The sequence below is a fragment of the Advenella mimigardefordensis DPN7 genome, from assembly GCF_000521505.1.
GTDB classification, from domain to species: Bacteria; Pseudomonadota; Gammaproteobacteria; order Burkholderiales; family Burkholderiaceae_B; genus Advenella; species Advenella mimigardefordensis.
On the sequence record NZ_CP003915.1, the window covers coordinates 812,321 to 838,859 of the forward strand.

26 protein-coding genes are annotated in these 26,539 nt (G+C 56.6%); 15 read left to right on the forward strand and 11 right to left on the reverse strand.

Annotated features, from left to right (window positions below; all coding sequences use genetic code 11):
- Positions 1–209 precede the first annotated feature (209 nt).
- The 7 genes from rsmB to MIM_RS03770 all read left to right on the forward strand — a co-directional run bounded on the left by rsmB (position 210) and on the right by MIM_RS03770 (position 8,765).
- The gene (gene rsmB, locus MIM_RS03740) at positions 210–1,574 is read left to right on the forward strand and encodes a 16S rRNA (cytosine(967)-C(5))-methyltransferase RsmB (protein ID WP_025371426.1); all 1,365 of its coding nucleotides are present in this window, start codon (positions 210–212) and stop codon (positions 1,572–1,574) included.
- 82 nt (positions 1,575–1,656) lie between these two features.
- Positions 1,657–2,316, forward strand: coding sequence for a DUF4390 domain-containing protein (locus tag MIM_RS03745; protein ID WP_025371427.1), 660 nt, complete (start codon positions 1,657–1,659; stop codon positions 2,314–2,316).
- Positions 2,316–4,595, forward strand: coding sequence for a sensor histidine kinase (locus MIM_RS03750; RefSeq protein WP_025371428.1), 2,280 nt, complete (start codon positions 2,316–2,318; stop codon positions 4,593–4,595). Before MIM_RS03745 ends, MIM_RS03750 begins: the two co-directional genes overlap by 1 nt.
- A 78-nt stretch (positions 4,596–4,673) precedes the next feature.
- Positions 4,674–5,390 carry a response regulator gene (locus tag MIM_RS03755; protein ID WP_025371429.1) on the forward strand — a complete coding sequence of 239 codons (717 nt, stop codon included), beginning with the start codon at positions 4,674–4,676 and terminating at the stop codon, positions 5,388–5,390.
- Complete coding sequence (gene trkA, locus MIM_RS03760) at positions 5,387–6,763, forward strand: Trk system potassium transporter TrkA (RefSeq protein WP_025371430.1); 1,377 nt, start codon at positions 5,387–5,389, stop codon at positions 6,761–6,763. Before MIM_RS03755 ends, trkA begins: the two co-directional genes overlap by 4 nt.
- Positions 6,764–6,773: 10 nt before the next feature.
- Positions 6,774–8,243 (forward strand): TrkH family potassium uptake protein, encoded by a 1,470-nt coding sequence (locus MIM_RS03765; protein WP_025371431.1) that lies wholly within the window; start codon positions 6,774–6,776, stop codon positions 8,241–8,243.
- A gap of 57 nt (positions 8,244–8,300) precedes the next feature.
- The gene (locus MIM_RS03770; protein WP_025371432.1) at positions 8,301–8,765 is read left to right on the forward strand and encodes a tRNA (cytidine(34)-2'-O)-methyltransferase; all 465 of its coding nucleotides are present in this window, start codon (positions 8,301–8,303) and stop codon (positions 8,763–8,765) included.
- A 12-nt stretch (positions 8,766–8,777) separates the two neighbouring features.
- On the opposite strand, the gene hutG is transcribed toward MIM_RS03770, so the two are convergent.
- From hutG to MIM_RS03800, 6 genes are all read right to left on the reverse strand, one after another.
- Positions 8,778–9,731, reverse strand: coding sequence for a formimidoylglutamase (gene hutG / locus MIM_RS03775; protein ID WP_025371433.1), 954 nt, complete (start codon positions 9,729–9,731; stop codon positions 8,778–8,780).
- A gap of 15 nt (positions 9,732–9,746) precedes the next feature.
- Positions 9,747–10,502: an amino acid ABC transporter ATP-binding protein gene (locus MIM_RS03780; protein WP_281178004.1), complete on the reverse strand. Its 756-nt coding sequence runs from the start codon at positions 10,500–10,502 to the stop codon at positions 9,747–9,749.
- Positions 10,499–11,167, reverse strand: coding sequence for an amino acid ABC transporter permease (locus MIM_RS03785; protein ID WP_025371435.1), 669 nt, complete (start codon positions 11,165–11,167; stop codon positions 10,499–10,501). The genes MIM_RS03780 and MIM_RS03785 overlap by 4 nt, the downstream gene beginning before the upstream one ends.
- Positions 11,164–11,898: a transporter substrate-binding domain-containing protein gene (locus MIM_RS03790; RefSeq protein ID WP_025371436.1), complete on the reverse strand. Its 735-nt coding sequence runs from the start codon at positions 11,896–11,898 to the stop codon at positions 11,164–11,166. Before MIM_RS03790 ends, MIM_RS03785 begins: the two co-directional genes overlap by 4 nt.
- Positions 11,899–11,917: 19 nt before the next feature.
- Entirely contained in the window at positions 11,918–12,673 is a 756-nt protein-coding gene (locus MIM_RS03795; protein WP_025371437.1) for an IclR family transcriptional regulator, read from the reverse strand.
- Positions 12,674–12,807: 134 nt separating this feature from the next.
- Positions 12,808–13,617 carry a ComF family protein gene (locus MIM_RS03800; protein ID WP_025371438.1) on the reverse strand — a complete coding sequence of 270 codons (810 nt, stop codon included), beginning with the start codon at positions 13,615–13,617 and terminating at the stop codon, positions 12,808–12,810.
- Between the two features lie 80 nt (positions 13,618–13,697).
- On the opposite strand from MIM_RS03800, the gene MIM_RS03805 reads away from it, so the two are divergent.
- Positions 13,698–14,615 carry a methyltransferase domain-containing protein gene (locus tag MIM_RS03805; RefSeq protein WP_025371439.1) on the forward strand — a complete coding sequence of 306 codons (918 nt, stop codon included), beginning with the start codon at positions 13,698–13,700 and terminating at the stop codon, positions 14,613–14,615.
- Between the two features lie 24 nt (positions 14,616–14,639).
- Here the strand turns inward: MIM_RS03805 and MIM_RS03810 are convergent, their stop codons facing one another.
- The 4 genes from MIM_RS03810 to MIM_RS03825 form a co-directional block, all read right to left on the reverse strand.
- A complete protein-coding gene (locus MIM_RS03810; RefSeq protein WP_025371440.1) occupies positions 14,640–15,680 on the reverse strand; it encodes an NAD(P)H-dependent glycerol-3-phosphate dehydrogenase in 1,041 nt (346 codons plus the stop codon).
- A 6-nt stretch (positions 15,681–15,686) separates the two neighbouring features.
- Entirely contained in the window at positions 15,687–16,223 is a 537-nt protein-coding gene (secB, locus tag MIM_RS03815) for a protein-export chaperone SecB (protein ID WP_025371441.1), read from the reverse strand.
- A 52-nt stretch (positions 16,224–16,275) separates the two neighbouring features.
- Entirely contained in the window at positions 16,276–16,536 is a 261-nt protein-coding gene (gene grxC / locus MIM_RS03820; protein WP_025371442.1) for a glutaredoxin 3, read from the reverse strand.
- Between the two features lie 67 nt (positions 16,537–16,603).
- Positions 16,604–17,020: a rhodanese-like domain-containing protein gene (locus tag MIM_RS03825; RefSeq protein ID WP_042069935.1), complete on the reverse strand. Its 417-nt coding sequence runs from the start codon at positions 17,018–17,020 to the stop codon at positions 16,604–16,606.
- Between the two features lie 179 nt (positions 17,021–17,199).
- Here MIM_RS03825 and gpmA point away from each other — a divergent pair, with 179 nt between their 5' ends.
- The 4 genes from gpmA (at position 17,200) to MIM_RS03845 (ending at position 22,081) form a co-directional block, all read left to right on the forward strand.
- Positions 17,200–17,952 (forward strand): 2,3-diphosphoglycerate-dependent phosphoglycerate mutase, encoded by a 753-nt coding sequence (gpmA, locus tag MIM_RS03830; RefSeq protein WP_025371444.1) that lies wholly within the window; start codon positions 17,200–17,202, stop codon positions 17,950–17,952.
- Positions 17,953–18,014: 62 nt separating this feature from the next.
- Positions 18,015–19,640 carry a murein hydrolase activator EnvC family protein gene (locus MIM_RS03835; RefSeq protein WP_052342267.1) on the forward strand — a complete coding sequence of 542 codons (1,626 nt, stop codon included), beginning with the start codon at positions 18,015–18,017 and terminating at the stop codon, positions 19,638–19,640.
- 29 nt (positions 19,641–19,669) lie between these two features.
- A complete protein-coding gene (locus MIM_RS03840) occupies positions 19,670–21,322 on the forward strand; it encodes a S41 family peptidase (RefSeq protein WP_025371446.1) in 1,653 nt (550 codons plus the stop codon).
- 3 nt (positions 21,323–21,325) lie between these two features.
- Entirely contained in the window at positions 21,326–22,081 is a 756-nt protein-coding gene (locus MIM_RS03845; RefSeq protein WP_025371447.1) for a HesA/MoeB/ThiF family protein, read from the forward strand.
- 35 nt (positions 22,082–22,116) lie between these two features.
- On the opposite strand, the gene MIM_RS03850 is transcribed toward MIM_RS03845, so the two are convergent.
- Positions 22,117–23,892, reverse strand: a complete 1,776-nt coding sequence (locus tag MIM_RS03850) for a M61 family metallopeptidase (RefSeq protein WP_025371448.1) — start codon at positions 23,890–23,892, stop codon at positions 22,117–22,119.
- A 136-nt stretch (positions 23,893–24,028) separates the two neighbouring features.
- Here MIM_RS03850 and MIM_RS03855 point away from each other — a divergent pair, with 136 nt between their 5' ends.
- From MIM_RS03855 to atpB, 3 genes are all read left to right on the forward strand, one after another.
- Positions 24,029–24,808, forward strand: coding sequence for an enoyl-CoA hydratase (locus tag MIM_RS03855; RefSeq protein WP_025371449.1), 780 nt, complete (start codon positions 24,029–24,031; stop codon positions 24,806–24,808).
- Positions 24,809–24,909: 101 nt separating this feature from the next.
- Positions 24,910–25,512: an ATP synthase subunit I gene (locus MIM_RS03860; protein ID WP_084458910.1), complete on the forward strand. Its 603-nt coding sequence runs from the start codon at positions 24,910–24,912 to the stop codon at positions 25,510–25,512.
- Between the two features lie 65 nt (positions 25,513–25,577).
- A complete protein-coding gene (gene atpB / locus MIM_RS03865; RefSeq protein WP_025371451.1) occupies positions 25,578–26,465 on the forward strand; it encodes a F0F1 ATP synthase subunit A in 888 nt (295 codons plus the stop codon).
- Positions 26,466–26,539: the final 74 nt, after the last annotated feature.

Here is a 26,539-nt window from a genome sequence, read left to right on the forward strand (position 1 = left end):
GGGCGCCTTTTGCGTGCCGATCACGCCTGCCAAACAGACCGCGTTTCTGACAGAATACAGGGAACTGCCAAGGTTTGTTTTGGGTCTGTCAGCCGGCTGGCTGCCGCAGCTTGTTTGCTATCGCAATGAATAATCAGGCAATTTTACCATTTTCGTTCACTAACGGTGTATATGCACAGTCAATTTTTTATGCCCGGGGTTTTTAGTCAATGACCCGTCCCGTTCAGCCCACTGCTTCGCCCCAAACGGGGGCGGTTACTCCCCCGCTGAGCGAGCTTTTGCTGGCAACAGCATACGTCGTGCAGGCCATCGGTGAGGGTCGTTCCCTGACCGACGTGTTGAATGCCGAGCCGGCACATCGGCGTGCGGCGGTGCAGTCACTGTCATTTTATGTGATGCGCCAGCTGGCGCGCGGGCACGCGCTGGCAGACCTGCTTCTGGATCGCGGCTTACCTAACGAATTGGCGGAAAGTCTGCTGACCACAGCCTTGTGCCTGCTGTCGGTACAGGAGCGCGAAGTGCAGGAGAATCCGCGGGTGCCGGTATATGAGCCCTACATTCTGGTCAGTCAGGCAGTGACTGCCGCCGGTCTGGATCGAAAAACGGCGGGCTTCAAGGGCCTGATCAACGCCTGCCTGCGCCGCTTTGAACGGGAACGCGAAGCATTGCTTGTCGAGGCATACCGACGCAGCAATGTACGCTGGGGGTTTCCCAAATGGTGGATCGGCCGGGTTCGCAAGGCTTATCCGGCGCAGTGGGAGGCCATTCTGGCCAGTAGTTTTCAGCCGGGGCCACTCACTTTGCGCGTCAATACCCGAAAAACCAGTCGCGAGGCCTTGCTGGCGGCGCTGCACGAGCAGGATATTGCTGCCTCGGCTATCGGCGATCACGGCGTACTGCTGGATCAGCCGTTGCCCGTTACCAGCATTCCCGGGTTTGAAGAAGGCTGGTGGCTGGTGCAGGATGCGGGCGCGCAGCTGGCTGCCGGGCTATTGCCGGTAACCGATGGTATGCGCGTGCTGGATGCCTGCGCTGCGCCCGGTGGGAAGACGGCAGGTCTGCTGATGCAGGCCAGGCTGCAACTGACCGCGCTGGATATTGACCGCAACCGCCTGGAACGCGTCGCAGCCAATCTGCAGCGGCTTGGTTTACACGATGAGGGTGTGAAGCTGCGCGCCGGCAATGCGATTGATTTGAAATCCTGGTGGGACGGCCAGTCTTTTGACGCGATCCTTGCCGATGTGCCATGCACTGCGTCCGGTATCGTGCGTCGCCACCCCGATATCCGGTGGCTGCGTCAGGAACAGGATATTGCCGAGACCGCCGCACTGCAACGCCGTATTGTGTCGGCCCTGTGGCAGACACTCAAGCCTGGCGGCATATTACTGTATGTCACGTGTTCGGTTTTTCCAGAAGAGGGAATCGAACAGGCGCAGTGGATGCTGCAGACGCTTGAAGGCGCTGTTGCACTGCCTGCACCGGGCCAGCTGTTGCCCGGACAGGGGCAGGAACATGATGGATTTTTCTATTCACTGCTGCGTAAACAGGGCACCACCTCTGGCGCGGGCGGATAAGCGGCCACCCGTGTCGGCCCGGTTAGGGTATGATAGGGGCACCGCAAGCGCCGGTGCTGCCAACCCCCATGACCTATTCCGGATGAAAACCCAGCCCGCTTCCATGTCAATTGCATTTTTTCTCAGGCTTGTGCTGATCGTACTGCTGGGATTTGTCGTTAGTGGCGGCGCCGCTTTGCACGCCCAGCCGGCAGCGGCTGATAGTGTCACAGGTACCATCACCGATAGCGACGCTACGACAGTGGCGACCATCAACAGCGTCGACATTCAGCAGCAGGGCAATGACTATGTTCTGAATGCCGATGTTGATCTGCCGCTATCGCATCAATTGCAGGTAGCCGCTCAGCATGGTGTACCGCTTTATTTCACGGTGGAGTTCCGGCTGGTGCAGCCGCGCTGGTGGTGGTTTGATGAACCCGTGTATGATCGGTCGCAAACCTGGCGGGTGGCCTATAACGCGCTGGTGCGGCAGTGGCGCGTGACTTCGGGCGACTACTCGGTGCCGGAAATGTCGCTGGATGATGCCCTGCAAACCATTACCCGCATCCAGAACTGGCCGGTAGGGCCGTTCCCGGATCTTGACCCCAATCAGCATTATGAAGCGCAGTTTCGCATGAAACTGGATACGTCTCTTTTACCTCGGCCATTTCGGATGGATGCCCTGGGCGGACGCGCCTGGGCCTTATCAACACCATGGAAAAATTTCGCCTTTCACTTTTCGGCAACCGCGCCCAGGCCCTGATCAAATGGGTGGTGCGGCTGGTATTTATTGCCGCTGTACTCGCCACTCTGGTGCTGATGGGGCTGCTGGTTCGCTCTACTGGTAATTCCTCCAGGCTGGCGCAGCAGTACGATCTGCTGTTGCTGCTCAACGGGGTACTGGCGCTTGCCTTATTCCTGTGGGTCTCCATGCTCACCTTCCGCCTGATCCGGCAGCTGCGCTCCAGGCAGTTCGGTGCGCGTCTTACGTCGCGTTTTGCGCTGGCCTTTGCGGTCATGGCCATTATTCCCGGGGTGGTGATCTATCTGCTGTCGGTGCAGTTCATGTCGCGTTCGGTCGAATCATGGTTCAACGTCCGGGTGGACAGCGCCCTGCAATCGGGCCTGACGCTGGGGCAGGCATCGCTCGATAGCCAGGTGGGCGATTTGCTGTCGCGCGCCCGGCTGATGGCCGATGATCTGTCGACGGTTCCGGATCAGGAATTGTCAGTTGCATTAACCCGTCTGCGTGAAAATACCACGGTGGGCGATGCCCTGGTGTTCACGGTCTCGGGCAGCCGTGTGGTCGGATTCTCCAGTTCTTCTTTTGGCAGTCTGCTGCCGCAAATGCCGCCGGTATCGGTGTTGAACCAGTTGCGGCTGTCGCGCTCCTATGCCCGCACCGAGGCCGTCGAAGGCACCGATTTCGAAAACCCGCAGTTGCGCATTCGGGTCATCGTGCCGGTGTTTTCCAATTCCTTCAAGCTTGACGCGCCCCTGGGCGCTTCGCCTGAGCCTTATCTGCTGCAGTTGACCCGCCTGGTGCCGGACAATATCGGCAGCAATCTGAATGAAGTGCAAAAGGGATTCCGCGATTACCAGGAACTGGCATTGTCGCGCCAGGGTATCCAGAAGCTGTATGGGATTACGCTGACGCTGGCGTTGCTGGTCACGCTGTTTACCTCCATCGCAGTGGCGCTGGCCATCGCGCGCCGCCTGGTCCAGCCGTTGCTGACGCTGGCCTCCGGCACCCAGGCGGTGGCCGTGGGCGACTATCGCCCGCTGCCCGAGCCGACGGCCATGGACGAGATCGGCCTGTTGACCCGTTCATTCAATGCCATGACGCGCCAGCTGGATGAGGCGCGCCGTCAGGTTGAAAGCAACCGTATTCAGCTGGAGCGTTCCAACGCGTACCTGGAAAGTGTGATGGCCGGTTTGTCGTCGGGGGTCATCGTTTTTGATGAACGCTTCAATGTGACGACCGTTAATAAAGGCGCGCAATCGATCCTGGACGTCGATCTGCGATCTGTGCCAGGGCGGCCACTGGAAGTGATCGATTCGCTAATTGAGTTCACCCGGCAGATTCGCAAGGCATTCGCGGATCATGCTGCCGTGGGGTCCGAACGCCACTACTGGCAGGAGCAGATCACGCTATCGACCAGTAGCGAAAGTGATGAAACCGACGATGTTACCTTGTTGATGCGCGGTACGCGGCTGCGCATTGACGGGCGTCCTACGGGCTATGTGGTGGTGTTCGACGATATTTCAGAAGTGATTTCGGCCAACCGGGCGCGTGCCTGGGGCGAAGTGGCGCGACGACTGGCGCATGAAATCAAAAACCCGCTCACGCCGATTCAGTTGTCGGCCGAACGCCTGGCCATGAAGCTGGAAGGGCATCTGGACGAACGCAATGCAGGGATTCTGGCGCGCTCGACCAATACGATTATCAATCAGGTGTCGTCACTGAAAAAAATGGTGGATGATTTCCGCGAGTACGCACGTACGCCGCCCGCGCAAATGCAGCATGTGGACATCAATGCCCTGATATCCGATCTGGCCATCCTGTACGGCTGGGACCCGGATGGTACCGGCCACCATGACGAACCGCTGTACCGCCACATCCGCCTGGACCTGACGCCCGGCCTGCCGCTGGCCGAAGCGGATCCCACCCAGTTGCGCCAGGTGCTGAATAATCTGCTGTCCAACGCGCGTGATGCCATGGCCGAGATGGTGCTTGAAGGCGATGAACCCGGGATCACCATTCGCACCACGCTTACGCACTCCGACAAGGATCAGGGCACGGAAGGACAGGCGATTCGTATTACACTGGAGGACAGAGGCGCTGGATTTTCTGCCAAGGTATTGCAGACTGCCTTTGAGCCCTATGTCACGACCAAAGCGCATGGAACCGGCCTGGGTTTGCCTATCGTGCGTAAAATAATTGAGGAGCATGGGGGCCGGATTGATATTGCCAATCGGAAGGATGGCGGTGCGCGTGTCTCAATATTACTCACGCGGCTGACTCCGAAAACAGGCAATTAGGAGATTCCCATGGTTATAATTGAACCCGGAACTTTGATCAGTACCAAAATATAGTCAGAAAGTAATAGGTGACAAGATATGGCCAGAATTCTGGTGGTTGACGATGAAATTGGTATACGTGAACTTTTGTCGGAAATTTTATACGACGAAGGTCACACCGTAGAGCTTGCAGAGAATGCTTCGCAGGCACGTGCTGCTCGCCTGCGCTACAGGCCCGATCTGGTGCTTCTGGATATCTGGATGCCCGATACCGATGGCGTCAGCCTGCTCAAAGAGTGGGGCTCTCAGGGCTTGCTTGATATGCCCGTCATCATGATGAGCGGTCACGCAACAGTGGATACGGCCGTCGAAGCTACCCGCATTGGCGCCATGGATTTTCTTGAAAAACCCATTACGCTGCAAAAATTGCTCAAAACAGTGCAGGCCGGACTCATGCGGCCGCATGCCAAACAAGTGATGGCGGCCGCCACCAATGGCGCCACCCGGGCACCCGCAACTACCCCTGCCGCCAGACCTGGCGTGGCCGCAGCGCCTGCTGCTGCGACCGTTCAGGGTACGCCGGTTGCGGCAGAGCCCGAAGCGCCGGTGCAGGGATCGCAGTTGGGCAGCATTTCGCTTGACCAGCCTCTGCGCGATGCACGCGATGAATTTGAACGTGTCTATTTTGAATATCATCTGGGTCGTGAAAATCACAGCATGACCCGGGTTTCGGAAAAAACCGGCCTGGAGCGCACGCACCTGTATCGTAAGCTGCGTCAGCTGGGTATTGATTCCTCACGCAAACGTAATTCATGAAAATCCTGATCCTTGGCGCGGGCCGCGTTGGCGCGAGCGTCGCCGAGAATCTTGTATCTGAAAAAAACGATATCACCATTGTCGATACCGACGGCGAACGCCTGCGCTACCTGCAGGAGCGCTTCGATTTGCGCGGCGTCCAGGGCGATGCTGCCATGCCCGAGGTGCTGCGCTCAGCCGGAGCCGACGACACCGATCTGCTGGTGGCCTGTGCGGCCACCGATCCGGTGAATCTGGTTGCCTGCCGGATCGCCAAGGATGTTTTCAATATCCCGCGCCGTATTTCCCGAGTCAGAAGCCATGACTATTCAAGCAACGTTGAACTGATCAAGGAAAGTTTCGGGGTGGACTCTGTGATCAGTCCCGAAGACAGCGTCACCACCTATCTGCACAGTCTGATCGAATTTCCCGAAGCCCTGCAGGTGGTGGAGTTCGGTAATGGTCGCTTAAGCCTGCTGATCATTCGCATCGGACGCATCAGCCCCCTGATCAATCTGCGCGTTAACCGGACCGGCGAGAATCTGCCCAATCTGAATGCCCGCGTGCTGGAAATTTTCCGCAACGGCGCATCGGTTGCGCTGGATCACGAGTCAAAGATCCAGCAGGGCGACGAGCTGGTCGTGGCCGTGGACACGCAGGAAGGCAAGCAGGCCGTTGCCAAACTTCAATATGCCTCGCGCAAGGTGCGCACCGTGATGATTGCCGGCGGGGGCAATATCGGCTTTCGGCTGGCCCGCAAGCTGTCGGAAGGCGGTTATAACGTGCGTATTCTGGAAGCCAGCAAGGCACGCTGCGAAACGCTGGCGTCCCTGCTACCCAGCAAAACCCTGGTTTTACAGGGCGATGCGACCGACGAGTCACTGCTGGACAATGAAAACATCGAAGAGATGGATACCTTCCTGGCGGTCACCAATGATGATGAAGACAATATCATGTCGTCGTTGCTGGCCAAGCGTCTGGGGGCGCGCAAGGTGATTGCGCTGATCAACCGCAAGGCGTACGGTGAATTGATGGAGGGCAGCCTGATCGATATTGCGGTCTCGCCTTCTCAGGCCACCATTGGTGCCTTGTTGCGCGATGTGCGACAGGGAGCCGTGGTTACCGGGCACCGGCTGCGCTGGGGAAATGCCGAGGCCATCGAATTTGAAGTGAATGGTGACCGGAAAAGCTCTCAGGTGGTCGGCAAATCCATTCATGATCTCAAATTGCCCAAGACAGCGATCGTGGCCGCGATCCTGCGTGAAGATGAAGTGATCCTGCCCGAGCCGTCAACCGTGATTCAGCCTGGCGATCATGTAGTGGTCTTTGCCGGCAACCGGCATGATATGCGTCGGGTAGAGAAGCTCTTCCAGGTTTCCGTGTTTTTCTTCTAGGCATGCCGACATGCGCAATATTCTGAATGTCCTGCATGCGCTCAGCCTGACAATGCTGGGCTTTTCCACCATCCTGCTGTTTCCGCTGGCGGTCTCGCTCTACTTTGATGATGGCGCGCATAATGCCTTTTTGCTCAGTCTGGGGATTGCGATCGGGGTGTCGGCTGCGCTCTGGAAATTCACCCGCCGCTCCAGAGACGAGATCAATCCACGCAACGGGCTGCTGCTGGTGTCTCTTGTCTGGCTGGTGTTCCCGCTGATCGCGTCCCTGCCATTTGTATTTGATGCCTATATTGAAGGGCAATCACTCACGTTTACTCACGCCTACTACGAAGCCATGTCGGGTCTGACGACAACGGGCGCCTCTGTTCTGAACAACATCTCAAGTTTACCGCCGTCGGTCAATATCTGGCGGGTTACCCTGATTTGGGTCGGGGGCATGGGAATTCTGGTCATGGCGGTGGCCATTATGCCGCTGCTGGGTGTGGGTGGCCATCAGATCATGCGCGGAGAAATCCCCGGCCCGATGAAAGAAGAAAAGCTGACGCCCCGTATCGCCGGGACGGCCAAGGCACTCTATGCCATTTATATTTCCGCCTCAACGCTTTGCGTTCTATGCTATCGGCTGGCAGGGTTGTCCTGGTACGATGCATGGTGTCACGCGGCTTCTACCATGGCGCTGGGTGGGTTTTCCATTTACGATGACGGCTTTCAGCATTACGATTCGCCGATGGTGGATACGGTTGCCTGCGTATTCATGATGTTCGCCGGCATTAACTTTGCCACACACTACAACGTATTCAGATTTCGCAGCCTGCGCTATTACGTGACCTGTCCGGAAACCAAAATATTTGTGGCGATTCTGTTGCTGGGCGGGCTGGGCGTCAGCGCCTGGCTGTATTTTGATGGTGTGTATCCCACATTGACTCAATCGCTGCGTTTCGGGATGTTCAACACGATTTCGCTGGCGACCACCACGGGCTTTGCCAATACCGATTATTTGCACTGGCCGGTGTTGTTGCCCGTTGTGATGCTGCTGCTGGGCAGCTTCTGTTCTTCCGCCGGTTCAACCGGGGGCGGTATCAAGCTGATTCGGGTGGTGCTTATTGCAAAACAAATTCGGGCTGAGTTGCGCAAACTGCTGCATCCGCATGCCATTTGTCCGGTCAAGCTGGGCCGACGGATTGTCCCGCCGCCCATTATTTCGTCCATCATGGCATTTGTGATTCTGTTTGTTATTATGAACGTGGCGCTGACCGGCCTGATGGTCATGTCCGGCCTGGATTTTGCCACCGCGTCATCGGCGGTGTTCGCCAGCCTGACCAATATCGGCCCGGGTCTGGGTGAGGTTGGCCCCATGAGCAACTACTCAGGACTCAGCAATTTTCAAATGTGGATTTGTACTTTCGCCATGCTTGTTGGCCGTCTGGAGTTCTTTACCGTGCTGGTGCTCTTTACCCCCGGATTCTGGAAAAAATAGGCACCTGTGATCTCTGCCTGTTATGTCCGCCACTTGTTCCTCCATTGACGTTATCCCATGCTCCATATTGCGCTGTTCGAACCAAAAATTGCACCCAACACCGGTAATATTATTCGATTGATTGCCAACAACGGCTGCTGGCTGCACTTGATTGAGCCCATGGGGTTTCGTATTGATGATGCCAAAATGCGGCGGGCGGGGCTGGATTATCATGATCTGGCCAAAGTGACGATTCACCCGGACTACGCGGCGTTTAAGGCCAGCGTGCCGGATCAGCGGATTTTTGCCATCACAACCAAAGGTACGCGCGCCTATACCGAGGTGGCGTTTCAGGACGGAGACGTACTGCTTTTTGGCGCGGAAACCACCGGTCTTGCGCCTGAAGTGATGGCCACCATTGCCGATGGTGAACGCCTGAGAATCCCGATGTTGCCGAATAACCGGAGCCTGAATCTGTCCAATGCCGTGGCCATCGTCAGTTACGAGGCCTGGCGGCAATTAGGGTTTGTGGCAGGCAGCTAGGGGCGGTTGTGTTTATCCTGCCGGTTGCAGATACCGCCAGATCAGCCTTGCAGCGGTTTTTGCTGTCAGTCCGTCATGGTCATATTCGGGGTTGATCTCCGCGATATCCAGCAGGCGCAGCTTGCCTGATTCCCGTGCCATGCCCAGAATAGTTTCGATGACTGACAGGCTGACGCCGTAAGCGGCGGGTGCCGATACACCGGGTGCCTGCCAGGCGGGTAGCACGTCCATATCAATCGTCAGATAAAGATGCGCCACATCCTGTAATTGTGCAGCCAGAAATTCACGGATTTGCGGCAACTGGCTTTCCTGCATCTGTGTGTCTTGCAAATAGGCGACATCCAGCTCCCGGGCCCGCTCAAACAGTGCCGGTGTATTGGATAGGAGTGAGACGCCCAGGCAGCAATACCGGACAGAGCGGCCGTGTTGTGCTGCATGTTCCAGTATCTGATCGAACGGTGTGCCCGAGCTGGCTGGTCGGCTGGTGCGCAAATCAAAATGAGCATCCAGATTCAGCACCAGTACGGTACCCGGCTGCGCGGTTGCCTGTAGATGCTGATCCAGTCCCAGATAACTGCCATAGGCGATTTCGTGACCGCCACCAATGACGGCCAGGCGGGACGAGGTGTTGAGCAGGCTGGCAATCCGGTTTGCCAGCTGGCTTTGCGCGTATTCCAGATTGTTGTCCGTGCAATGAATGTCACCGGCGTCATAGAGCTGTTGCAGTCGATGAGCGGGCAGGCCGGCCAGCGCCCGGCGTACATGATCGGGAGCCAGACGGGCACCGATACGCCCATGATTGCGGCTGACGCCTTCGTCGCAGCAAAAACCCAATACAACGGCTTGTCCGTTCAGTGCAGCGGGCAGCTCATCGCCCAGTGGCTGGGCAATTTGATGCAGTCGGCAGGTATCGCCGCGCTCGGCAGCGTCCACTCTGCCTTGCCAGGAAAATAGTGCATTTGTCATTATGTTAAGTGAAATTTAAGCGTTCAGGACGGCCTGCAGAAATGAACGGGTACGTTCATGCGTTGGCTGAGTGAAAATAACAGAGGGGGTATCTTCTTCAAGAATCACCCCATGATCCATGACCACCACTTTGTCGGCGACATCGCGGGCAAAACCCATCTCGTGGGTCACAACCAGCATGGTCATGCCTTCGCTGGCCAGCATTTTCATAACCTGCAGCACCTCGCCGACAAGCTCTGGATCCAGCGCCGAGGTGGGCTCGTCAAACAGCATCACTTCCGGCTCCATGGCCAGCGCCCGGGCAATGGCCACACGCTGTTTCTGTCCGCCCGAGAGACTCGCGGGCATTGCCTGGGCTTTATCTTTCAAGCCCACTTTTTCCAGTAACGACAGGGCGAGCTTTTGTGCATCGGCGTCAGAGGTTTTTTTCAGCGTTTTCGGCGCGATCGTGACGTTGTCCAGTACCGACAGATGGGGGAACAGATTGAACGACTGGAACACCATGCCTACGTTCATGCGCAATGCATTCAAATCCTTTTCGGCAATCAGTTTGCCGTCATCCAGCAGCGCCTGTCCGTTAATCGTGATATTGCCTTTCTGCGCCGTTTCCAGACCATTACAGCAGCGCAACAGGGTGCTTTTGCCGGAACCGCTGGGGCCGATCAGAACCACGACAGAGGAACGCGCAATATCCAGGGTCACGCCCTTGAGCACTTGATGATCGCCGTAGTATTTTTCAACGCGATCAAGATGAATCATGGAAGACGTCATTGCACCATTCCTCCTGCTTTGAGTGAGTTTTCCACTTTGCGCAATATGAACATGGCGGTGGCGGTCAATACCAGATATATAAGCGCGATGACAAGATAGGTTTCAAGCGAGCGATAGGACACGCTGATAATTTTCTGGCCTTCATGCATGACATCATGAATCGTCAGCAGCGACACCAGAGCCGAGTTTTTGATAAGAGCAATAAACTCATTGCCCAGCGGCGGGATCATGCGCACCAATGCCTGCGGCAAAATGATTTTACGCATGGCCTGGCGCGCGGACATGCCCAGCGACCGGGCGGCTTCGCCCTGGCCCTTGTCTACGGACTGAATCGAGCCACGCACCACTTCGGATACATACGAAGCAGAATACATGCCCAGTCCCAGTACGCCGCACATATAGGCCGGCAAAAGAATACCAAATTGTGGCAGCCCGAAGAACCAGATGAACAACTGCACGAGCAGTGGGGTGCCGCGGAAAATCGTGAGATAGGTGCTGCACAGCATATAGATGAATTTGCGCTCGGGATTGAGACGCCCGATGCCGATGAGCAGACCGACACAGCACGAGAGCAGCAGTGCACCGGCGGTTACTTCAATGGTGACCAGGGTTCCGCGCAGCAACGGTTCCCAGCCGGCCAGGACAGGAGAGAAATCCAGATTCATGATTTGGCCTCAAACCATTTATCCACAATTTTCTGATAAGAGCCATTGTCGCGAAGCTTCTTCAGTGCTGCGTTCAGCGCATCGCGCGTTTGCGTCTGTGATTTGCTCACGGCAATACCGTATTCTTCGGTGGTGATCTGCTCGTCCAGGACAACGAAGTCCGGGTTATGCTGGGCATAGAGCTTGGCAGCGGGCCGGCCAGTAACCGCAGCATCGGCGCGGCCAATTTTGACCAGGTTGAACATTTCCTCATTCTTCTCCACTTCGACGCGGTTGACTTTGGGGAAATGCTCGGTCAGATAGTTGACCGATTTGGTTCCAACCTGAACCGATACTTTTCTGCCATCCAGGTCCTTCAGGTTTTTGATATTGTTGTCTTTCCTGGTCAGGACGACCAGGCCACCCGCATAGTAGGAATCGGTAAAGTCCACCACATTTTTGCGCTCGGGCGTAATGTAAATGCCCGAAATGGCAGCATCTGCTCGACCGGATACAATGGCAGGCACCAGGCCTTTGAAGTCAATATTGGTCAATTCTATCGGGCGGTTCATTTCCTTGCCCAGCGCATGAATCAGCTCAATATCAAAGCCAGTCGGCTTGCCGTCCTGGTAAAACTCCATGGGAGGAAAGGTGGCGTCGGTAACGACGCGCAGTGGCGCATCGGCAGCGGCGGAAAGGGTGGGTGCTGCCAGGCCAAGAGCCAGCAGACCGGTAAGAAAAAATGTCTTCATGGAAGTTCCTTCTCGTGAGTTAAACCAGTAGTGCTTTAAGCGTGGTTGAAATATTGGCTGCAGCCTTCACGGTTGCATCAATGAGTTGCTGACTGCGTGGCAGGGCCCGGGCAGTGGGTGCCATCAGCGTAATGGATCCAAGAGCAATCCGCTGGTGCTGAAACAGCGGGGCGCTGACGCCCCAAACCCCGTCGTCGACTTCACCTTCGGAAACGGCAAATCCCTGCTGCTGAATTTGCTGCAGATCTGTTGCCAGTTGTGCAGCTTGCGTTTCAGTCAATAAATTCTGCTGCACAGCTTCCTGCACAATTACCTGCTGTTTAGCAGCAGGCATAAAGGCCAGCAGCGATTTGGCCGATGCTCCCCGGATCAGCGGCAGAGAACGCCCCTTGACGAAGGAACAGCGCAGGGAACTGGTGCTCTCTACCATATCCAGGCAGACCGCCATCGCATCCAGCGCGACCAGTATCCCTACCGACTCTCCTGTCTGAGTGGACAGGGCCAGCATATCTCTGCGCGCATGCTGCAGCAGAAACGACGATTGGTTGAACCCCCACGCCAGCGGCAGGCATCCTGGGCCAGGCATATACAGACCCTGGGACTCGAACACAAACCCCCATTTCTTCAGTAGTGTCAGTTGGCGATAGAGCGTGCTTTGTGCCAAACCGGTTATGGTCATCAGCTCGGCGACGGTGACAGGGCGCTCGATTTTGGCGAAAACCGACAGAATATAAAGCGCGCGATCAGCGCCACCTTTGTCCGATTGAGAAAGCATGACCTTGCCGGAAAAGAAGAAGAGAAACGCAGAATAACTGCAATTTCTCAATAATCAAACAAACTATTCCTGATTATTGAGAAAATAATGGAAAACCCCGATTCGGTTTTGCCGGATCGGCGTTGCGCTGCTTTTTACCGGGGAAGGGCGAGGGTGTCCGGCAAGCCAATACCGTCCGCTTTATCTCGGGCCACATAGGGCGTTCTTGCGATAGCAACGGCAAAGACCCGTTGTACCCCGGCGGCGATCAGCGCCTGGGCTGCGGTATGGAGCGTGTTGCCGGTGGTGAGTACATCGTCAACCAGTACCGCGCAGGGTGCCTGAATATTGCGAGCGCAATAATACAAATGAGCGGTATTGGCGCGTCGCTGGCGGCGGTTCAGCGTACTTTGCTTCAGATGATCTGGTTCCCGGTACAGCAGTGTGTGCCACACCGGCATGTTCATTAATCGGCCCAGTTGACTGGCGAACTCGCCTGCTGGATTAAAACCGCGCCGTCGCAGTGAGTGCGCACTACCGGGAATCGGGATCAGGGGGGTGCGGGGCGGCCATGGCGGTATGCCGTTGCGCTGGCTCTCGTGCCGGATGGCGTTCTGCGCCAGCGCCGCAAAAGCGCTGGCCAGATGGAACTGACGGGCATTCTTGTAACGCAGAATCAGGCTGTCGGCCGGATGCACATAGTCAAAGGCGGCGATGACTTTTTCCAGCGATGGCGTCTGGTCGGCGCAATCCGGGCATGGCCCTTCTGCTGGCAGCGCCAGTGCGCAACGCGGGCAACGCCAGGGGTGATGGAGCATGGAATACTGCACATCGCTTGTGCATCCGGGACACAGTACGCCACCGGGCGCCACGCCTGTGCAGAGCGCGCATGGGACCCCAAGCGCAGTATTCAGGCGCCTGCCTAAATAGGAAAATCGCAGGGAAAGCGGCCCGGTAGCAGCCATGGAGGGTTACCTTCATTACAATGACAGATTGCATAATCTGCCAGAACGCATATCTGGCATCAATCGGGTTTGTGATACCAATGTCCCAGCTAATTCATTCGGCTTCCCGGCTGTCCATTAACATGACGCATGTGCGTCAGCAGTTTGCCCGCCGTGGCTTGCTGGAAGACGCTAGCTTTTTCCATGATGAAATCGCCACGCGCATGATCGACCGCCTGGGGTATATCAAAGTGAGCCCCGAGCGAATCGTCGATGCCGGTTGCGGCCCGGGCAATTCGCTGCATCTGCTGGCGGCACGCTACCCACAGGCATCCATCATTGGTGTGGACCACTGCGCACCGTTTATCGAGCACTGCCAGAGCCAGTTCGTGTCCAAAGGGCTCAAATCCATTGTGCAAAAACTCAAGGGCCGGCAAGGTTTCTCTTTTCTGCTCGCGGATATGGCAGCCATGCCGATCGCACCCGAGTCGGTCGATATGGTCTGGTCCAATCTGGCGCTGCACTGGCATCAGCAACCGCATGACGTGATTCGCGAATGGCGTCGGGTGCTGAGTAACAGCGGCCTTGCCATGTTCTCCTGTCTTGGTCCCGGGACCTTTCGCGAAGTGCGCAGTGCTGTCGCGGCAGCCGGTATCCGGACCCAGACGATGCAATTTGTGGATATGCATGATTTCGGCGACATCCTTCTGGAAAACGGCTTCATGGATCCGGTGATGGATCAGGAAGTGATTACGCTGACCTATCGTACGGTGGATGCCCTGCTTAAAGATGTACGCGGGCTGGGCGGCAATCCGAGCGAAGCGCGAGGCGACGGGCTGAAAGGGCGGGCTTGGTACCAGCGGCTTCGCGAGGCCCTGGAAGCGGGGCGTGGCGAAGACGGCTTATTGCGCTTGTCATTAGAGGTGGCCTATGGGCATGCCTGGAGTCGGCCGGTCAGGCAGAATGCGGCAGGCGACACGCTGGTGCCGGTCAGTTCCATCAAACGGGCGGTACGTTAAGCCTGAGCGCGCCGCCGGGAGCGCTTATTCGCTGCGTGATTCGCGTGACAGCAGCAGGGAGACCGCCTGCAGCGCGGGTACGCCATCGAACAGCACGGCGCAAACGGCTTCGGTAATCGGCATATCAATATTTAGCCCGCGTGCGCGGGTAAGGGCAGCATGGGCGCAGCGTACGCCTTCCGCAGTCATGCCCGACGACAGGATGGTTTCAAGGTCCTGACCCTGACCCAGCGCGACGCCCACTTGCCGGTTGCGCGACAGATCTCCGGTCGCCGTGAGGACCAGGTCGCCCAGCCCGGTGAGTCCGCTGAAGGTGGTGGCATCACCACCCAGCGCCAGGCCCAGGCGACTCATTTCGGCCAGCCCGCGGGTAATGAGTGCGGCTCGTGCATTCATGCCCAGCGCCAGCCCATCGGCAATGCCACAAGCGATCGCGATGACGTTTTTCATGGCGCCGCCGACTTCAACGCCAACCACATCATGGCTGCGATAAATACGGGTATTGCCAGCATGCAGGGCTTGCGTGGCCTGTGTTCTTACGCACTCATGGCGGCTTGCCACAGTGAGAGCCACCGGCAGGCCCTGCGCGACTTCGCGAGCAAACGAGGGGCCGGACAGTACACCGGTATATGGGACGATTTCGCCAAGAACGGCCTGTACCACCTCATGGGGCAGGCGCGCCGTTTTCTGCTCGAAGCCCTTGCAGGTCCATAGTACGGGCGTTGTCTGCAGGTTCGCGGCGGGCAGGTGCTCGCGCAGAATCGTACAGGTCTGCTCCATTGCGGCGACCGGCGTACCAAGGATGATCAGAGAGGATGACGCATCTTGCAGAAAGGCGAACGCCTGCTCAAGATTGTCGCTGGCCAGTAAGGCAGGGGGAAGGGGAATATCCTGCAGATAGCGCGGATTGCGATGCTGCTGGTTGATATGTCTGGCGGTATCCGGGTCGCGCGCCCAGACCATGGTCTGGGCATTATTGCATGCGGCATGCGCCAGCGCTGTGCCCCAGCTGCCTGCGCCAAGAACCAGCACGTGCAATGATAATGGCGAGGGCGCAGGCGTCATGACGACTTATTGACGTGTGGTACCGGGTGGCACGTAGATGCCTGAACCGCTGTCTGGCGAGCCGTTACCGCCGGCCTGGTTTTGTGCTTCCTGTGCGCGTTGCTCATACAATGCCTGGAAGTTCACTTCTGCCAGGTGCAGCGGAGGCAGTGAGGTACGGTTGATGGCGTCAGCTACGTTGGCGCGCAGGTACGGGAACAGCATGGTTGGGCAGACGATACCAATGAGTGGTTCGAACTGCTCTTCAGGCACATTGGCAATTTCAAAAATGCCTGCCTGCGTACCTTCAACCAGATACAGCGTTTTCTCACCGATCTTGGTGGTGATGGTCACCGTTACTGTCGCTTCAAAAACCGTTTCGGCCAGACGCTCGCCGCCGACGTTCAGGGACACTTCCACTGTCGGTGTTTCCTGTTCCAGGAAGATTTGCGGTGCATTCGGCATTTCCAGGGAAAGGTCTTTGAGATACACGCGTTGCATCGCAAATACCGGATCTGTGCTTGTCGCCTCGTTGTTCGATGCAGCGTTGTTTTCGTCAGCCATATAACTTCCTAATTGATGTAAATGTCAAAAATAAGCGGGTTATGCACCCAGGTTATGCACCCAGCATGGTAACCAGTTTGCCGTCGCGGTCAAGTGCCATCAGATCGTCACAGCCGCCGATATGCGTTTGATCAATGAAGATTTGCGGCACGGTTGTGCGTCCGCCGGATCGTTCAATCATAGCAGCCCGCTGCTCCCGATTTGTGTCAATGCTGATTTTTTCGAGATCATTCACGCCGCGTTCACGCAATAATCTTTCTGCGCGCACGCAATACGGGCAGGTTACCTTGTAATACATGGTCACTTTTTTCATCATGAGCCTTTTATCTGTTCTCTGAGTCGCAAAGGATAGGGGGGACGTCTGGCGGCGTCAGTAATGTCTAGGCGTGCTGCTTGACGGGCATGCCGTCAGCCTTCCAGGCACCCATGCCACCGGCCAGCGTATACACATTCTCGGTATTCTTGCCGCGCAGCACACCCGCCATTTTGGCCGATTCACGGCCATTGTCGCATACCAGAATCAGCGGCTTGTTACGCGGCAGGGTGCCGGCTTTCTGTTCAAAATCGGCGGCCGGCAGGTTGCGGGCAGACGGGATGGAGCCGCTGCGATAGCTATCGGCAGGTCGCAGATCAACGAATACCGCGTTTTCACGGTTGACCAGGTTAACTGCATCTTTGACGCTTAACCCGGTATTGCCTTTGCCTTGCTGGCGCAACAGGGGAAAAAGCAGCAGTCCGGCCGAGACCAGCAGAAAAATGAGAAAGTAAATCGAGTTCTGGTAAAAAAGAAAATCCACAATGAATCCTGAAAATGCGTTTTTGAAACGCTGAATTTACTGATTATAAAATAGCTGGCCTATTCGCGATAAGAGTTCTGTAAAATAGAGGAAAATTAATGGTTGACCCCGGACGCAGGCGCGTAGCGGGCTGATATTCAACCCGAAACAGTTTTCAGTTTGTCTTGCGGGAATCAACAATGTATAAGCTAGTGTTAATGCGCCACGGCGAGAGCCAGTGGAATCTTGAAAACCGGTTCACCGGCTGGAAAGACGTCGATCTGACGGAAACCGGCAGGAAGCAGGCCTGGGAAGCCGGCGAGCTGCTCAAAAAAGAAGGTTACACCTTCGATCTGGCATTCACATCTGTGTTAAAGCGTGCCATCCGCACCCTCTGGATTGCGCTCGATGCCATGGATGCCATGTATACGCCGGTGCATTCCAGCTGGCGCCTGAATGAACGCCATTATGGCGCATTGCAGGGGTTGAACAAGGCGGAAACCGCCCGGAAATATGGTGATGAGCAGGTGCTGATATGGCGCCGGGCCTATGCCATCGCACCCGAGCCGCTGGACGGTGATGATGAACGTCATCCGCGCTTTGATGCGCGCTACAGCCGTATTGATGCGGCCGATCTGCCGGCTACCGAATGTCTGAAAGACACGGTGGCACGGGTACTGCCGCTGTGGAATGAATCCATCGCGCCAGCGATCAAAGCAGGTCGTAATGTGCTTATTTCAGCCCATGGCAATAGTCTGCGTGCGCTGATCAAGCATCTGGATCAGGTCTCTGAAGACGACATCGTCAATCTGAATATTCCCACCGGCCAGCCGCTGGTTTATGAGCTGGATGAAAATCTCAAGCCCATTAAACACTACTATCTGGGCGATCAGGAAGCCATCGCTGCAGCCATGGCGGCAGTTGCGGCTCAGGGAAAAGCCAAAAAGGACTAACGTGACCCAGGTCTCGCACATGTTGCGTCTTCTGTCTGCATGCCGGTTTTAGGGAAGGCATCATGAGTGGGGCCGGTTCCTTGTCGTCATTGCGCGTGCTGGGCAGCGCAACGCTAGCCTGTCTGGCCCTGCTGGCCGGCGGGTCAGCGGGAGCGCAGTCTATCTCGACGCTGACCAAGCAGCAGCAGAATGCCGAACAGTTGCGGCGGGACCTTCAGGAAAAAATCTCGGAGGTGCAGAAGCGGATTGACGAGTCTGAAAGCGACCGCAAGGATGTTACAGAATCGCTGCGTCAGTCCGAAACCGAAATTTCCCGGCTCAATGCCCGGCTGGACGATCTGGATAGCCAGCGCGACAAGACCGAGAGAGAGCTCGATGACCTGCGCAAGGAGCAGGGCGGCCAGCAGGCGCTGATGGAACAGCGGCGCGAGGAACTGGCTGAGCAACTCAAATCCCAGTACACCCATGGTGTTTCGCCATGGGCGGCATTGCTTTCCGGCGATGATGCTCAGAAAATCGGTCGCGATCTCACTTATCTTAGTTACGTGGCCAAGGCCAGAACCCAGGCCGTGGTTGCGCTGAACACTGAAATTGCCCGCCTTGATGCGGTTAAAAAGAAGGTGGCCGATCACCAGAAAACGCTGCAGGGATTGGCTGATGAAGCAGAAAAAAACAAGGCAGATCTGGAGCAGGAAAAACAAAAGCATGCAGCCGTGCTGGCCAGGGTCGAAGCCGATCTGACGGCGCGACGTTCACAGGCCAGCAAGCTGGCACGCGACGACAAGCGCCTGAACGCGCTTATCGACGATATTCAGAGCAGCATTGTCAAACAGCGCGAAGCCATTCGTCGCGCTGCGATTGAACGGGAGGCACGCGAGGCAGCAAGACGCAAGGCGCTGCAGCAGGCTCGCGAACAGGCGGCAAGACAGGCTGCCCAGCAGGCAGCGTTGGCGGCCAGACGAGCCGAACAGGCTGCGCGTCAGGCACAGGCGGCTCGGGAAGCGGAGCAGCGTGCTTATATGACGGCCGAGGAACAAACAGAGGCGCTGCGTCGCGCGCGAGAAAACGCACCCTCTGCCGGCGCGGGCGTGCAGCCGGCACCCGACCTGAACGCGGCCAGCCGTTCTGCGGCCGCCGCCCGTGAGCAGTTGGCGCAGGCGCGAATACAGCGGGAAAATCTTGAAATTGATCGCGAGAAGGCCCGTCTGGCGCGGCTCAGAGCCGAAGAGCAAGTACAACTGGCCCAGAAGGCACGTGAAGATGAGCGCAAGGCGGCCGCCGAGGCATCTTCAGGCAGTGCCGGCTTGCAGCGCGGCGCGCCCTGGCCTGTGCGCGGCAGTGTGCAGGGGCGCTTCGGCACGCCCCGTCCTGATACGGGCGACGTCTGGCGCGGTATTCTGATTCGCGCTGGCAGTGGCACACCCGTCAAGGCCGTAGGCAGCGGCAACGTGGTGTATGCCTCATGGGTTCAGGGATTTGGTAATCTCATTATTGTGGAACATCAGAATGGCTATCTGAGCGTGTATGGTTACAATCAGAGCCTGAGCAAAAGGGTAGGCGACCGCGTACGCATTGGTGAGACCATTGCCCGTGTCGGAGCGACAGGGGGGCAGGTGGACCCTGGTCTTTATTTTGAAATCAGACAAGGGTCTACCCCCGTAGACCCAGTGAGCTGGCTGGCCCGGTAGCGGTGCCGCTCATTTATCCGGAAAATGCTATGAAATTGTTTGCAGTGCGCCAGTTGTCATATGTAATTATCGTCGGGTTGCTTCAGGCTGGTATCGCCTATTCGCCGCTGGCGTTGGCTCAGCAGAAACCTGCTAATCCGCTGCGGCAAACCCCCGCGCCCGAGACGCATGCCCCGCTGCCTGCCGAAGAATCCCTGCCCTTTGCCGAACTGCAGCGTTTCGCGCGCGTGTATGCCGCGATCAAAAACAGCTACGTAGAACCGGTAGATGACCAGAAACTGATCGAGTCTGCCATTAAGGGGATGGTTCAGGATCTGGATCCGCATTCGGCCTATCTGGATGCGCTTGAATATGAAGAGATGCGCGTCTCTACCGATGGCGAGTTCGGCGGGCTGGGTATTGAAATCGGTCCCGAAAAAGGCTTCGTGAAAATTATTTCTCCTATTGAGGATACGCCCGCCGCCAAGGCCGGTATTCAGCCTGGCGACATTATTACCGGCATCAATGGCGAAAGCATGGAAGGCAAGCCGCTGAACGATGTGGTGAAAAATCTTCGGGGAGATGTGGGTACGCCGATCAAGCTGTCGGTCAGCCGTCCCTCTACCGGCAAACAGCTGGATTTTGACCTGGTCCGCGCGGTGATCAAGGTACAAAGCGTGCGCAGCAAAATGCTGCCTGATTCGATTGCCTATGTGCGTATATCGCAATTTCAGGAACGTACCGGTCCCGATCTGGCAACTCACCTGAAGCAGCTGGACGCCAAGGGTAAACCGAAAGGGCTGGTGCTTGATTTACGTAACGATCCGGGCGGATTGCTGACCGGCGCCATCGGTGTATCGGCGGCATTCCTCAAACCGGGTATCAATGTGGTGTCCACCAAATCGCGTGGTGACCAGGATTCACATGTGTTCAAGGCGGATCCGCAGGACTACGTTCATAACGCGAGTGATTATCTGAAAGAGCTGCCCTCCTGGACCCGAACCGTTCCCATGGTGGTACTGATCAACGTGGGTTCAGCATCGGCGGCTGAAATTGTCGCCGGCGCGCTGCAGGACCATAAGCGGGCGACCGTGATGGGGAACCGCAGTTTCGGCAAGGGCTCGGTTCAGGTCGTGATGCCGCTGGACGATAATACGGCGCTCAAGCTGACCACAGCGCGCTATTTCACGCCTTCGGGGCGTTCCATTCAGGCCACCGGCATTGTTCCGGACATCGTGGTGACGGACACTGAAAAAGGCGATCTGTTCAGCTTCCCGCGCGAAGCGGATCTGGCTGAGCATTTGAGCAATGATCAGGCGGGTGAAGGTGGCGAAGTCAAGGGCACGACCTCAATCAAGGCCGATGAGACGGCAGAAGAGCGGGAGGTCTTTGAATTCGGCTCAACGGGCGATTTTCAACTGGCGCAGGCAGTGAACAAGCTGCTGGATCGGCCGGTTAAGGGTGGGGCGCCGGTTGCCGAGAAGTCGTTGACCGAAAAAGAAAGAAAGGCAGAGGAAAAGTCTGTTGACGCGACCTCTGGCGCCAAACCGGCAGCGGGGCAGGGTGACAAACAGCAAGCACCCGAGCCTGCGGATGCCGATCAGCGGGACAGGGCCGCACCTTCTGCGCCACAGCCTGCTGACAGCAAGGCGCCGGCCAATACGGTCAAACCGGCTGCACCCGCTCAGCCAGCAGGAAAGTAGCAAATGGAAGACAAGCAGCTGCTGCGATACGCGCGACATCTGATGCTGGATGCGATCGGCATTGAGGGGCAGGAAAAGCTGCTGGCCAGTTCCGTGCTGATCCTGGGACTGGGTGGTCTGGGTTCGCCGGTGGCCGCGTATCTGGCCTCCGCCGGGATCGGTCGGCTGGTGCTGGTAGATGACGATCAGGTTGAACTATCCAATCTGCAGCGTCAGATTATCCATACCACGGCTCGTATCGGTCAGAGCAAGGCTGAATCGGCGCGGGTCGCCATTGCCGAGATCAATCCCGATTGTGTGGTGGAAACCGTTGTTGAGCGGGTCGATACCGACCGTCTTGGGCAGTTGCTTGCCGGGGTGGATATTATCGTCGACTGCACTGATAATTTCCGCACACGTCAGGCCATCAACGAAGTATGTGTGGCGCAGTCCAAGCCCTTTGTGTCGGGTGCTGCCATTCGCTTTGCCGGTCAGGTGACGGTGTTTGATACCCGTCACCATGACGCGCCCTGTTACGCCTGCGCCTTTCCCCCCTCGGATAATTTGCCTACAGACAATTGCGCCACCATGGGTGTCTTTGCGCCGCTGGTTGGTATTATCGGCAGCGTCGAGGCAGCTGAAACCATCAAAACGCTGCTGGATGCGGGAGACAATCTGCGTGGTCGGCTGATGATGCTCGATGCCTTATCCATGCAATGGCAAACGCTGCAGCTGGAGCGCAATCCTGCGTGCCCGGTATGCGCAGCACGCGATCGTTAATTCAAACGATCGCTCATTCAAGCAATCGTTAATGATTAGTGCTGGCTGGCAGGTTGCCTGGTTAAATTGCATTTGTCATTAGCGGGCTCCTGCAGCGTGAGTTGCGTACTGCGCAGCTCATCACGTCTGAAATAATGAATCACAACCTGCTGTCCGGGCTGATAACGTTCCAGCAGCTTATCCCAGCTTGCTGCTTCAATACGCAGGCCGTCCATGGCCAGCAGGATATCGCCGGCAGACAGGCCTGCTGCATGCGCCGCGCCGCCTTCGATGACCTGCACCAGGCCCGGCTCGCCGCTGGCTGTAGCCCGCAGGTTGGCGCCAATGCCCGGTGTGCGACTCTCGGTCTGCCACGACAGCTGGACGCCTTGTTTTGCCAGCAGCGATGCCAGGGGTAAATCTTCTGTTTGTATCGTAGCCGTTTCAATAAAGGCCTGTAGATCGACCCCGGTTGCCTGCTTGAGCAGGCCGGCAAATTCATGTTCCTGCACGCCGTGCTGGCGTGATTGGTAGAAGCGCCGACCAAAGCGATCCCACAACAATCGCATGACATCGTCCAGCGACTTGCGATTGCCGGTGGCGTTGCGAATGCTCAGATCCAGTGCCAGTGCGACCAGGGAGCCCTTGGTGTAGTAGCTGACAATGTTGTTGATGGAGCTTTCGTCCTGGCGGTAATAGCGATTCCATGCATCAAAGGAACTGTCGGCTACGCTCTGTTTGAAGCGACCTGGTGCTCGATGTACGCCGGTGATGGTTTTGGCCAGCAGTCGCAGGTAGTCTTTTTCATCAATAGCGCCGGCACGCAGCAGCATCAGGTCGTCATAGTACGAAGTGAAGCCTTCGAAAATCCACAGCAGGCTGGTCAGGTTGGGGCGCGACAGGTCATAGGGAACAAAGGCCTGCGGCTTGATGCGCTTGACATTCCAGGTATGAAAATATTCGTGGCTGACGAGGCCAAGAAAACCGGTATAGCCCTCGCTGCGTGCGTCGTTACCGATCACCGGGAGGTCCTGGCGCGATGCCACCAGTGCCGTAGAGGCGCGATGCTCCAGGCCACCGTAATCTTTGCCGGTCACATAAGTCATGAACACATAGCGATCGGCGCTGTCCAGAAAGGGTGCACGCTGGCTTTGCGGTTCAAAAAAGCGGATCTGGGTCTCGCAGATTTTTGCGGTATCACGTGCAATGCGCTTGAAGTCCACGTTGGGCAATACGCCGGTGAATACCATTTCATGCCGGGCGCCGCTCACGGTAAATGTTTCTACGTGAGGTGTGCCCATTTCGACCGGATGATCTACCAGGGCATCATAGTCGGGCGCTTCGTATACGCCGAAGCGATGAGGCAGCGTCGTCCGGCGGCCCCGGCGGGCGGGCCGCAGGCTGGTATAGACGCGCCAATGGCGGGTACTGTTGCCTGCTTCAATCGTTACCTGGCAAGGTTGTTTTTCGCGGCCGTGCACTTTCAGAAAAACGCTGGTGCCATTGAAAAAGCCGTGGGTCTGATCCAGATGAGCGCAACGCACCGACAGATCCCAGGCATACACGCGATAGTTCAGGGTCAGACGCCGGGAGCAGGGCGCGATTTGCCAGGTGTGATTATCCAGCTTGGTGACGGCCAGTGGCGATCTGCCGGTTTTGGCCGTCAGGCTGTGAATGTGCCTGGAAAAATCCCGAATCAGATAGCTTCCCGGAATCCATGCCGGCAGTGACACAATCTGGCCCTTGCGGTCAGGATTGTCAATGGTGATCTGGACATCAAAATAATGGGCGGCGGGGTCGGCGGGCGTGATCTGATAGGAAACGGAAGGCATACTGACTCGGTAAAATTTGGGGTTAAGTCAGTAACTATAGCAAAAACCGAAGGTTTGTCGTTTTTCGACCATTCAATGGCTACAATATTCGACATAATTTCAGTGAAGATCCGAATACTCTTAGGGAGACCGAAGTATGTCTGAAGAACTTGTCGTATCGCGTACAGAAGGCGCAGTCGGCGTCATTACCATCAATCGCCCCAAGGTGCTGAATGCGCTTAGCAATGAGCTGATGCAGGTGCTCAGCCAGGCGCTGCTGGCCATGCAGGCAGACAGCAGTGTGAATGTGATTGTCCTGACCGGGACCGACAAGGCGTTTGCTGCGGGTGCCGACATTTCCGCCATGAAAGACTGGGACTATATGGATGTCTACAAAAGCAATTATATTGGCGGCGATTGGGAGACCATGAAGAATGTCATTCGCAAGCCGGTTATTGCGGCCGTCTCGGGTTATGCCCTGGGCGGCGGCTGCGAGCTTGCCATGATGTGCGACACCATTTATGCGGCCGAAAGCGCCCGCTTCGGTCAGCCCGAAATCAAACTGGGTACGATCCCCGGTCTGGGCGGCACGCAGCGACTCACTCGCGCCGTGGGTAAGGCCAAGGCCATGGATCTGGTGCTTACCGGCAGGATGATGGACGCCAAGGAGGCGGAAAGTGCCGGGCTGGTCGCGCGCGTGCTGCCGGTAGAGAATTTCCTTGAGGAAGTAATCAAAATTGCGCAGGGCATGGCCGGTATGTCCCAAACCACGCTGATGATGGCCAAGGAATGCGTTAATGTGGCGCTGGAAACAACACTTGAGCAGGGCTTGTTGTTTGAACGCCGTGTATTTCACGCAACGTTTGCGACGAAAGACCAGAAAGAAGGGATGGACGCCTTCGTTGGCAAGCGTGCGCCTGCCTTCAATAATATGTAAGAAAACATCCCCGCGTCTTGCCTATGACTTGAAATATACGATATACTTCTATGGCTTAACTGAATGCTAAAACCGTTATGGACGGCGCGGGGGCTTAAATAATGAATCATCCATCGGGCATGAGTCATCCATCAAAAGTCATCACGCCAGATCGTACGAAGCATTTGCCGGAAGGGTCGGTTTTGCAATCCGGGGTGTCTACCGATACGCCCGTTGCCAATAACCAACATAACGCAGTGGGAAAGGCTGCGCCGGTAATGTCAGAAAAAGCACAAACAACGCCACAGGAAGCGCGTCCACTGAGTCTGACTCCACAAGAGCGGGCCAGAATGAACGCAAGGGCGGCAAGGGGGCTGGTTAATATGGTGTTGGCGCAGGCAGCATTGCTGCTGCTGACAGCACTTGTAAGCTGGCTTGTCGCGGGGGGCTATGCAGCGCTATCTGCGCTGGCCGGGGGCTTGGCTTATCTGATCCCCTCCTCGTTCGCTGCTCTTCATATGCTTGTAAAGATTTACAGTCAGGCTAACGCCGGTGCACTTACGTTCTTTTGGGCGCAAGCGCTGAAGATTGGCGGCACACTGGCAATGCTGGCCCTGGTGGTCAGGTTCGCGGGAGCCTACCTTGTCTGGCCTGCGTTGCTGATTGGGCTTGTTGTTGTATTGAAGGGGTATGTACTGCTGCTTGTGTTGAATAAACTCAGGTAGTCAGGCATAAATGGGATAAATCAAAATGCAGCCTGAGTGGGCTGCTTATTTGGAGTACGTACTAAATGGCTGCATCTGCCGAAGTATCGCCTCAGTCAGCTTATGTCCAGCATCACCTGGCACACCTGAACAATACGGGTCATCCTCAAACCAGTATTCTGGATATGAGTGTTATCAATTACGATTCCGTATTCTGGTCTCTGGCCACGGGTCTGGTTGTCGTATTCCTGTTATGGCTGGCCGCTCGTCGCGCCACCAATGGCGTTCCCGGCCGTTTCCAGGCGGGCGTCGAAATGGTTGTTGATATGGTCAACGATCAGGCAAAAAGCATTGTTCATAACGAAGTATCACGCAAGTTCATCGCGCCACTGGCACTTACCGTGTTCCTGTGGGTCACGCTGATGAACACGCTGGACCTTCTCCCGGTTGATCTGCCTGGTTCTGTTCTGGGCTGGCTGGGACTGGCTGGTGACCATCATGCACCCGGTCCACTGTATTATCATCGTATTCTTCCTACTGCCGACCTGAACGTTCCGATGGGAATGTCTCTGGCTGTGCTGTTGCTGTCTATTTACTACGGTATCAAAATCAAGAGTGCCGGCGGCTTCGTGAAAGATCTGTTCACTGCGCCATTCCATGCGCATGGCTTTGCTGCGGTGCTGTTGTCGCCATTCAACTTGTTGCTCAATCTGATCGAATACGCCGCTAAAACCGTGTCTCTCGGTATGCGGTTGTTCGGTAACATGTTCGCCGGTGAGCTGCTGTTCATGCTGATCGCCCTCTTGGGTGGTGCCTGGACCGGTTTTTCCGCGATGAATATCGGGCTTGGAGTCGGTCAGGTACTGGCCGGATCAATATGGGCTATTTTCCATATTCTGATCATCCTGCTTCAGGCCTTCATTTTCATGATGCTGACCCTGGTATATCTTGGTCAGGCACATGAGAGCCACTAAGGTTTCGTCATAGCAGGTTCTGTTATGCCGTAGTCGGCAGATCGGCAATCCATACCCGGTCTGCCAAATTTTAA

What these genes read in the sequence shown, in the direction of transcription:
- rsmB (WP_025371426.1), top strand. Translation starts at nt 210, where the DNA reads ATGACCCGTCCCGTTCAGCCCACTGCTTCGCCCCAAACGGGGGCGGTT.
- MIM_RS03745 (WP_025371427.1), top strand. Translation starts at nt 1,657, where the DNA reads ATGAAAACCCAGCCCGCTTCCATGTCAATTGCATTTTTTCTCAGGCTT.
- MIM_RS03755 (WP_025371429.1), top strand. Translation starts at nt 4,674, where the DNA reads ATGGCCAGAATTCTGGTGGTTGACGATGAAATTGGTATACGTGAACTT.
- trkA (WP_025371430.1), top strand. Translation starts at nt 5,387, where the DNA reads ATGAAAATCCTGATCCTTGGCGCGGGCCGCGTTGGCGCGAGCGTCGCC.
- MIM_RS03765 (WP_025371431.1), top strand. Translation starts at nt 6,774, where the DNA reads ATGCGCAATATTCTGAATGTCCTGCATGCGCTCAGCCTGACAATGCTG.
- MIM_RS03770 (WP_025371432.1), top strand. Translation starts at nt 8,301, where the DNA reads ATGCTCCATATTGCGCTGTTCGAACCAAAAATTGCACCCAACACCGGT.
- hutG (WP_025371433.1), bottom strand. Translation starts at nt 9,731, where the DNA reads ATGACAAATGCACTATTTTCCTGGCAAGGCAGAGTGGACGCTGCCGAG.
- MIM_RS03780 (WP_281178004.1), bottom strand. Translation starts at nt 10,502, where the DNA reads ATGACGTCTTCCATGATTCATCTTGATCGCGTTGAAAAATACTACGGC.
- MIM_RS03785 (WP_025371435.1), bottom strand. Translation starts at nt 11,167, where the DNA reads ATGAATCTGGATTTCTCTCCTGTCCTGGCCGGCTGGGAACCGTTGCTG.
- MIM_RS03790 (WP_025371436.1), bottom strand. Translation starts at nt 11,898, where the DNA reads ATGAAGACATTTTTTCTTACCGGTCTGCTGGCTCTTGGCCTGGCAGCA.
- MIM_RS03795 (WP_025371437.1), bottom strand. Translation starts at nt 12,673, where the DNA reads ATGCTTTCTCAATCGGACAAAGGTGGCGCTGATCGCGCGCTTTATATT.
- MIM_RS03800 (WP_025371438.1), bottom strand. Translation starts at nt 13,617, where the DNA reads ATGGCTGCTACCGGGCCGCTTTCCCTGCGATTTTCCTATTTAGGCAGG.
- MIM_RS03805 (WP_025371439.1), top strand. Translation starts at nt 13,698, where the DNA reads ATGTCCCAGCTAATTCATTCGGCTTCCCGGCTGTCCATTAACATGACG.
- MIM_RS03810 (WP_025371440.1), bottom strand. Translation starts at nt 15,680, where the DNA reads ATGACGCCTGCGCCCTCGCCATTATCATTGCACGTGCTGGTTCTTGGC.
- secB (WP_025371441.1), bottom strand. Translation starts at nt 16,223, where the DNA reads ATGGCTGACGAAAACAACGCTGCATCGAACAACGAGGCGACAAGCACA.
- grxC (WP_025371442.1), bottom strand. Translation starts at nt 16,536, where the DNA reads ATGAAAAAAGTGACCATGTATTACAAGGTAACCTGCCCGTATTGCGTG.
- gpmA (WP_025371444.1), top strand. Translation starts at nt 17,200, where the DNA reads ATGTATAAGCTAGTGTTAATGCGCCACGGCGAGAGCCAGTGGAATCTT.
- MIM_RS03835 (WP_052342267.1), top strand. Translation starts at nt 18,015, where the DNA reads ATGAGTGGGGCCGGTTCCTTGTCGTCATTGCGCGTGCTGGGCAGCGCA.
- MIM_RS03840 (WP_025371446.1), top strand. Translation starts at nt 19,670, where the DNA reads ATGAAATTGTTTGCAGTGCGCCAGTTGTCATATGTAATTATCGTCGGG.
- MIM_RS03845 (WP_025371447.1), top strand. Translation starts at nt 21,326, where the DNA reads ATGGAAGACAAGCAGCTGCTGCGATACGCGCGACATCTGATGCTGGAT.
- MIM_RS03850 (WP_025371448.1), bottom strand. Translation starts at nt 23,892, where the DNA reads ATGCCTTCCGTTTCCTATCAGATCACGCCCGCCGACCCCGCCGCCCAT.
- MIM_RS03855 (WP_025371449.1), top strand. Translation starts at nt 24,029, where the DNA reads ATGTCTGAAGAACTTGTCGTATCGCGTACAGAAGGCGCAGTCGGCGTC.
- MIM_RS03860 (WP_084458910.1), top strand. Translation starts at nt 24,910, where the DNA reads ATGAATCATCCATCGGGCATGAGTCATCCATCAAAAGTCATCACGCCA.
- atpB (WP_025371451.1), top strand. Translation starts at nt 25,578, where the DNA reads ATGGCTGCATCTGCCGAAGTATCGCCTCAGTCAGCTTATGTCCAGCAT.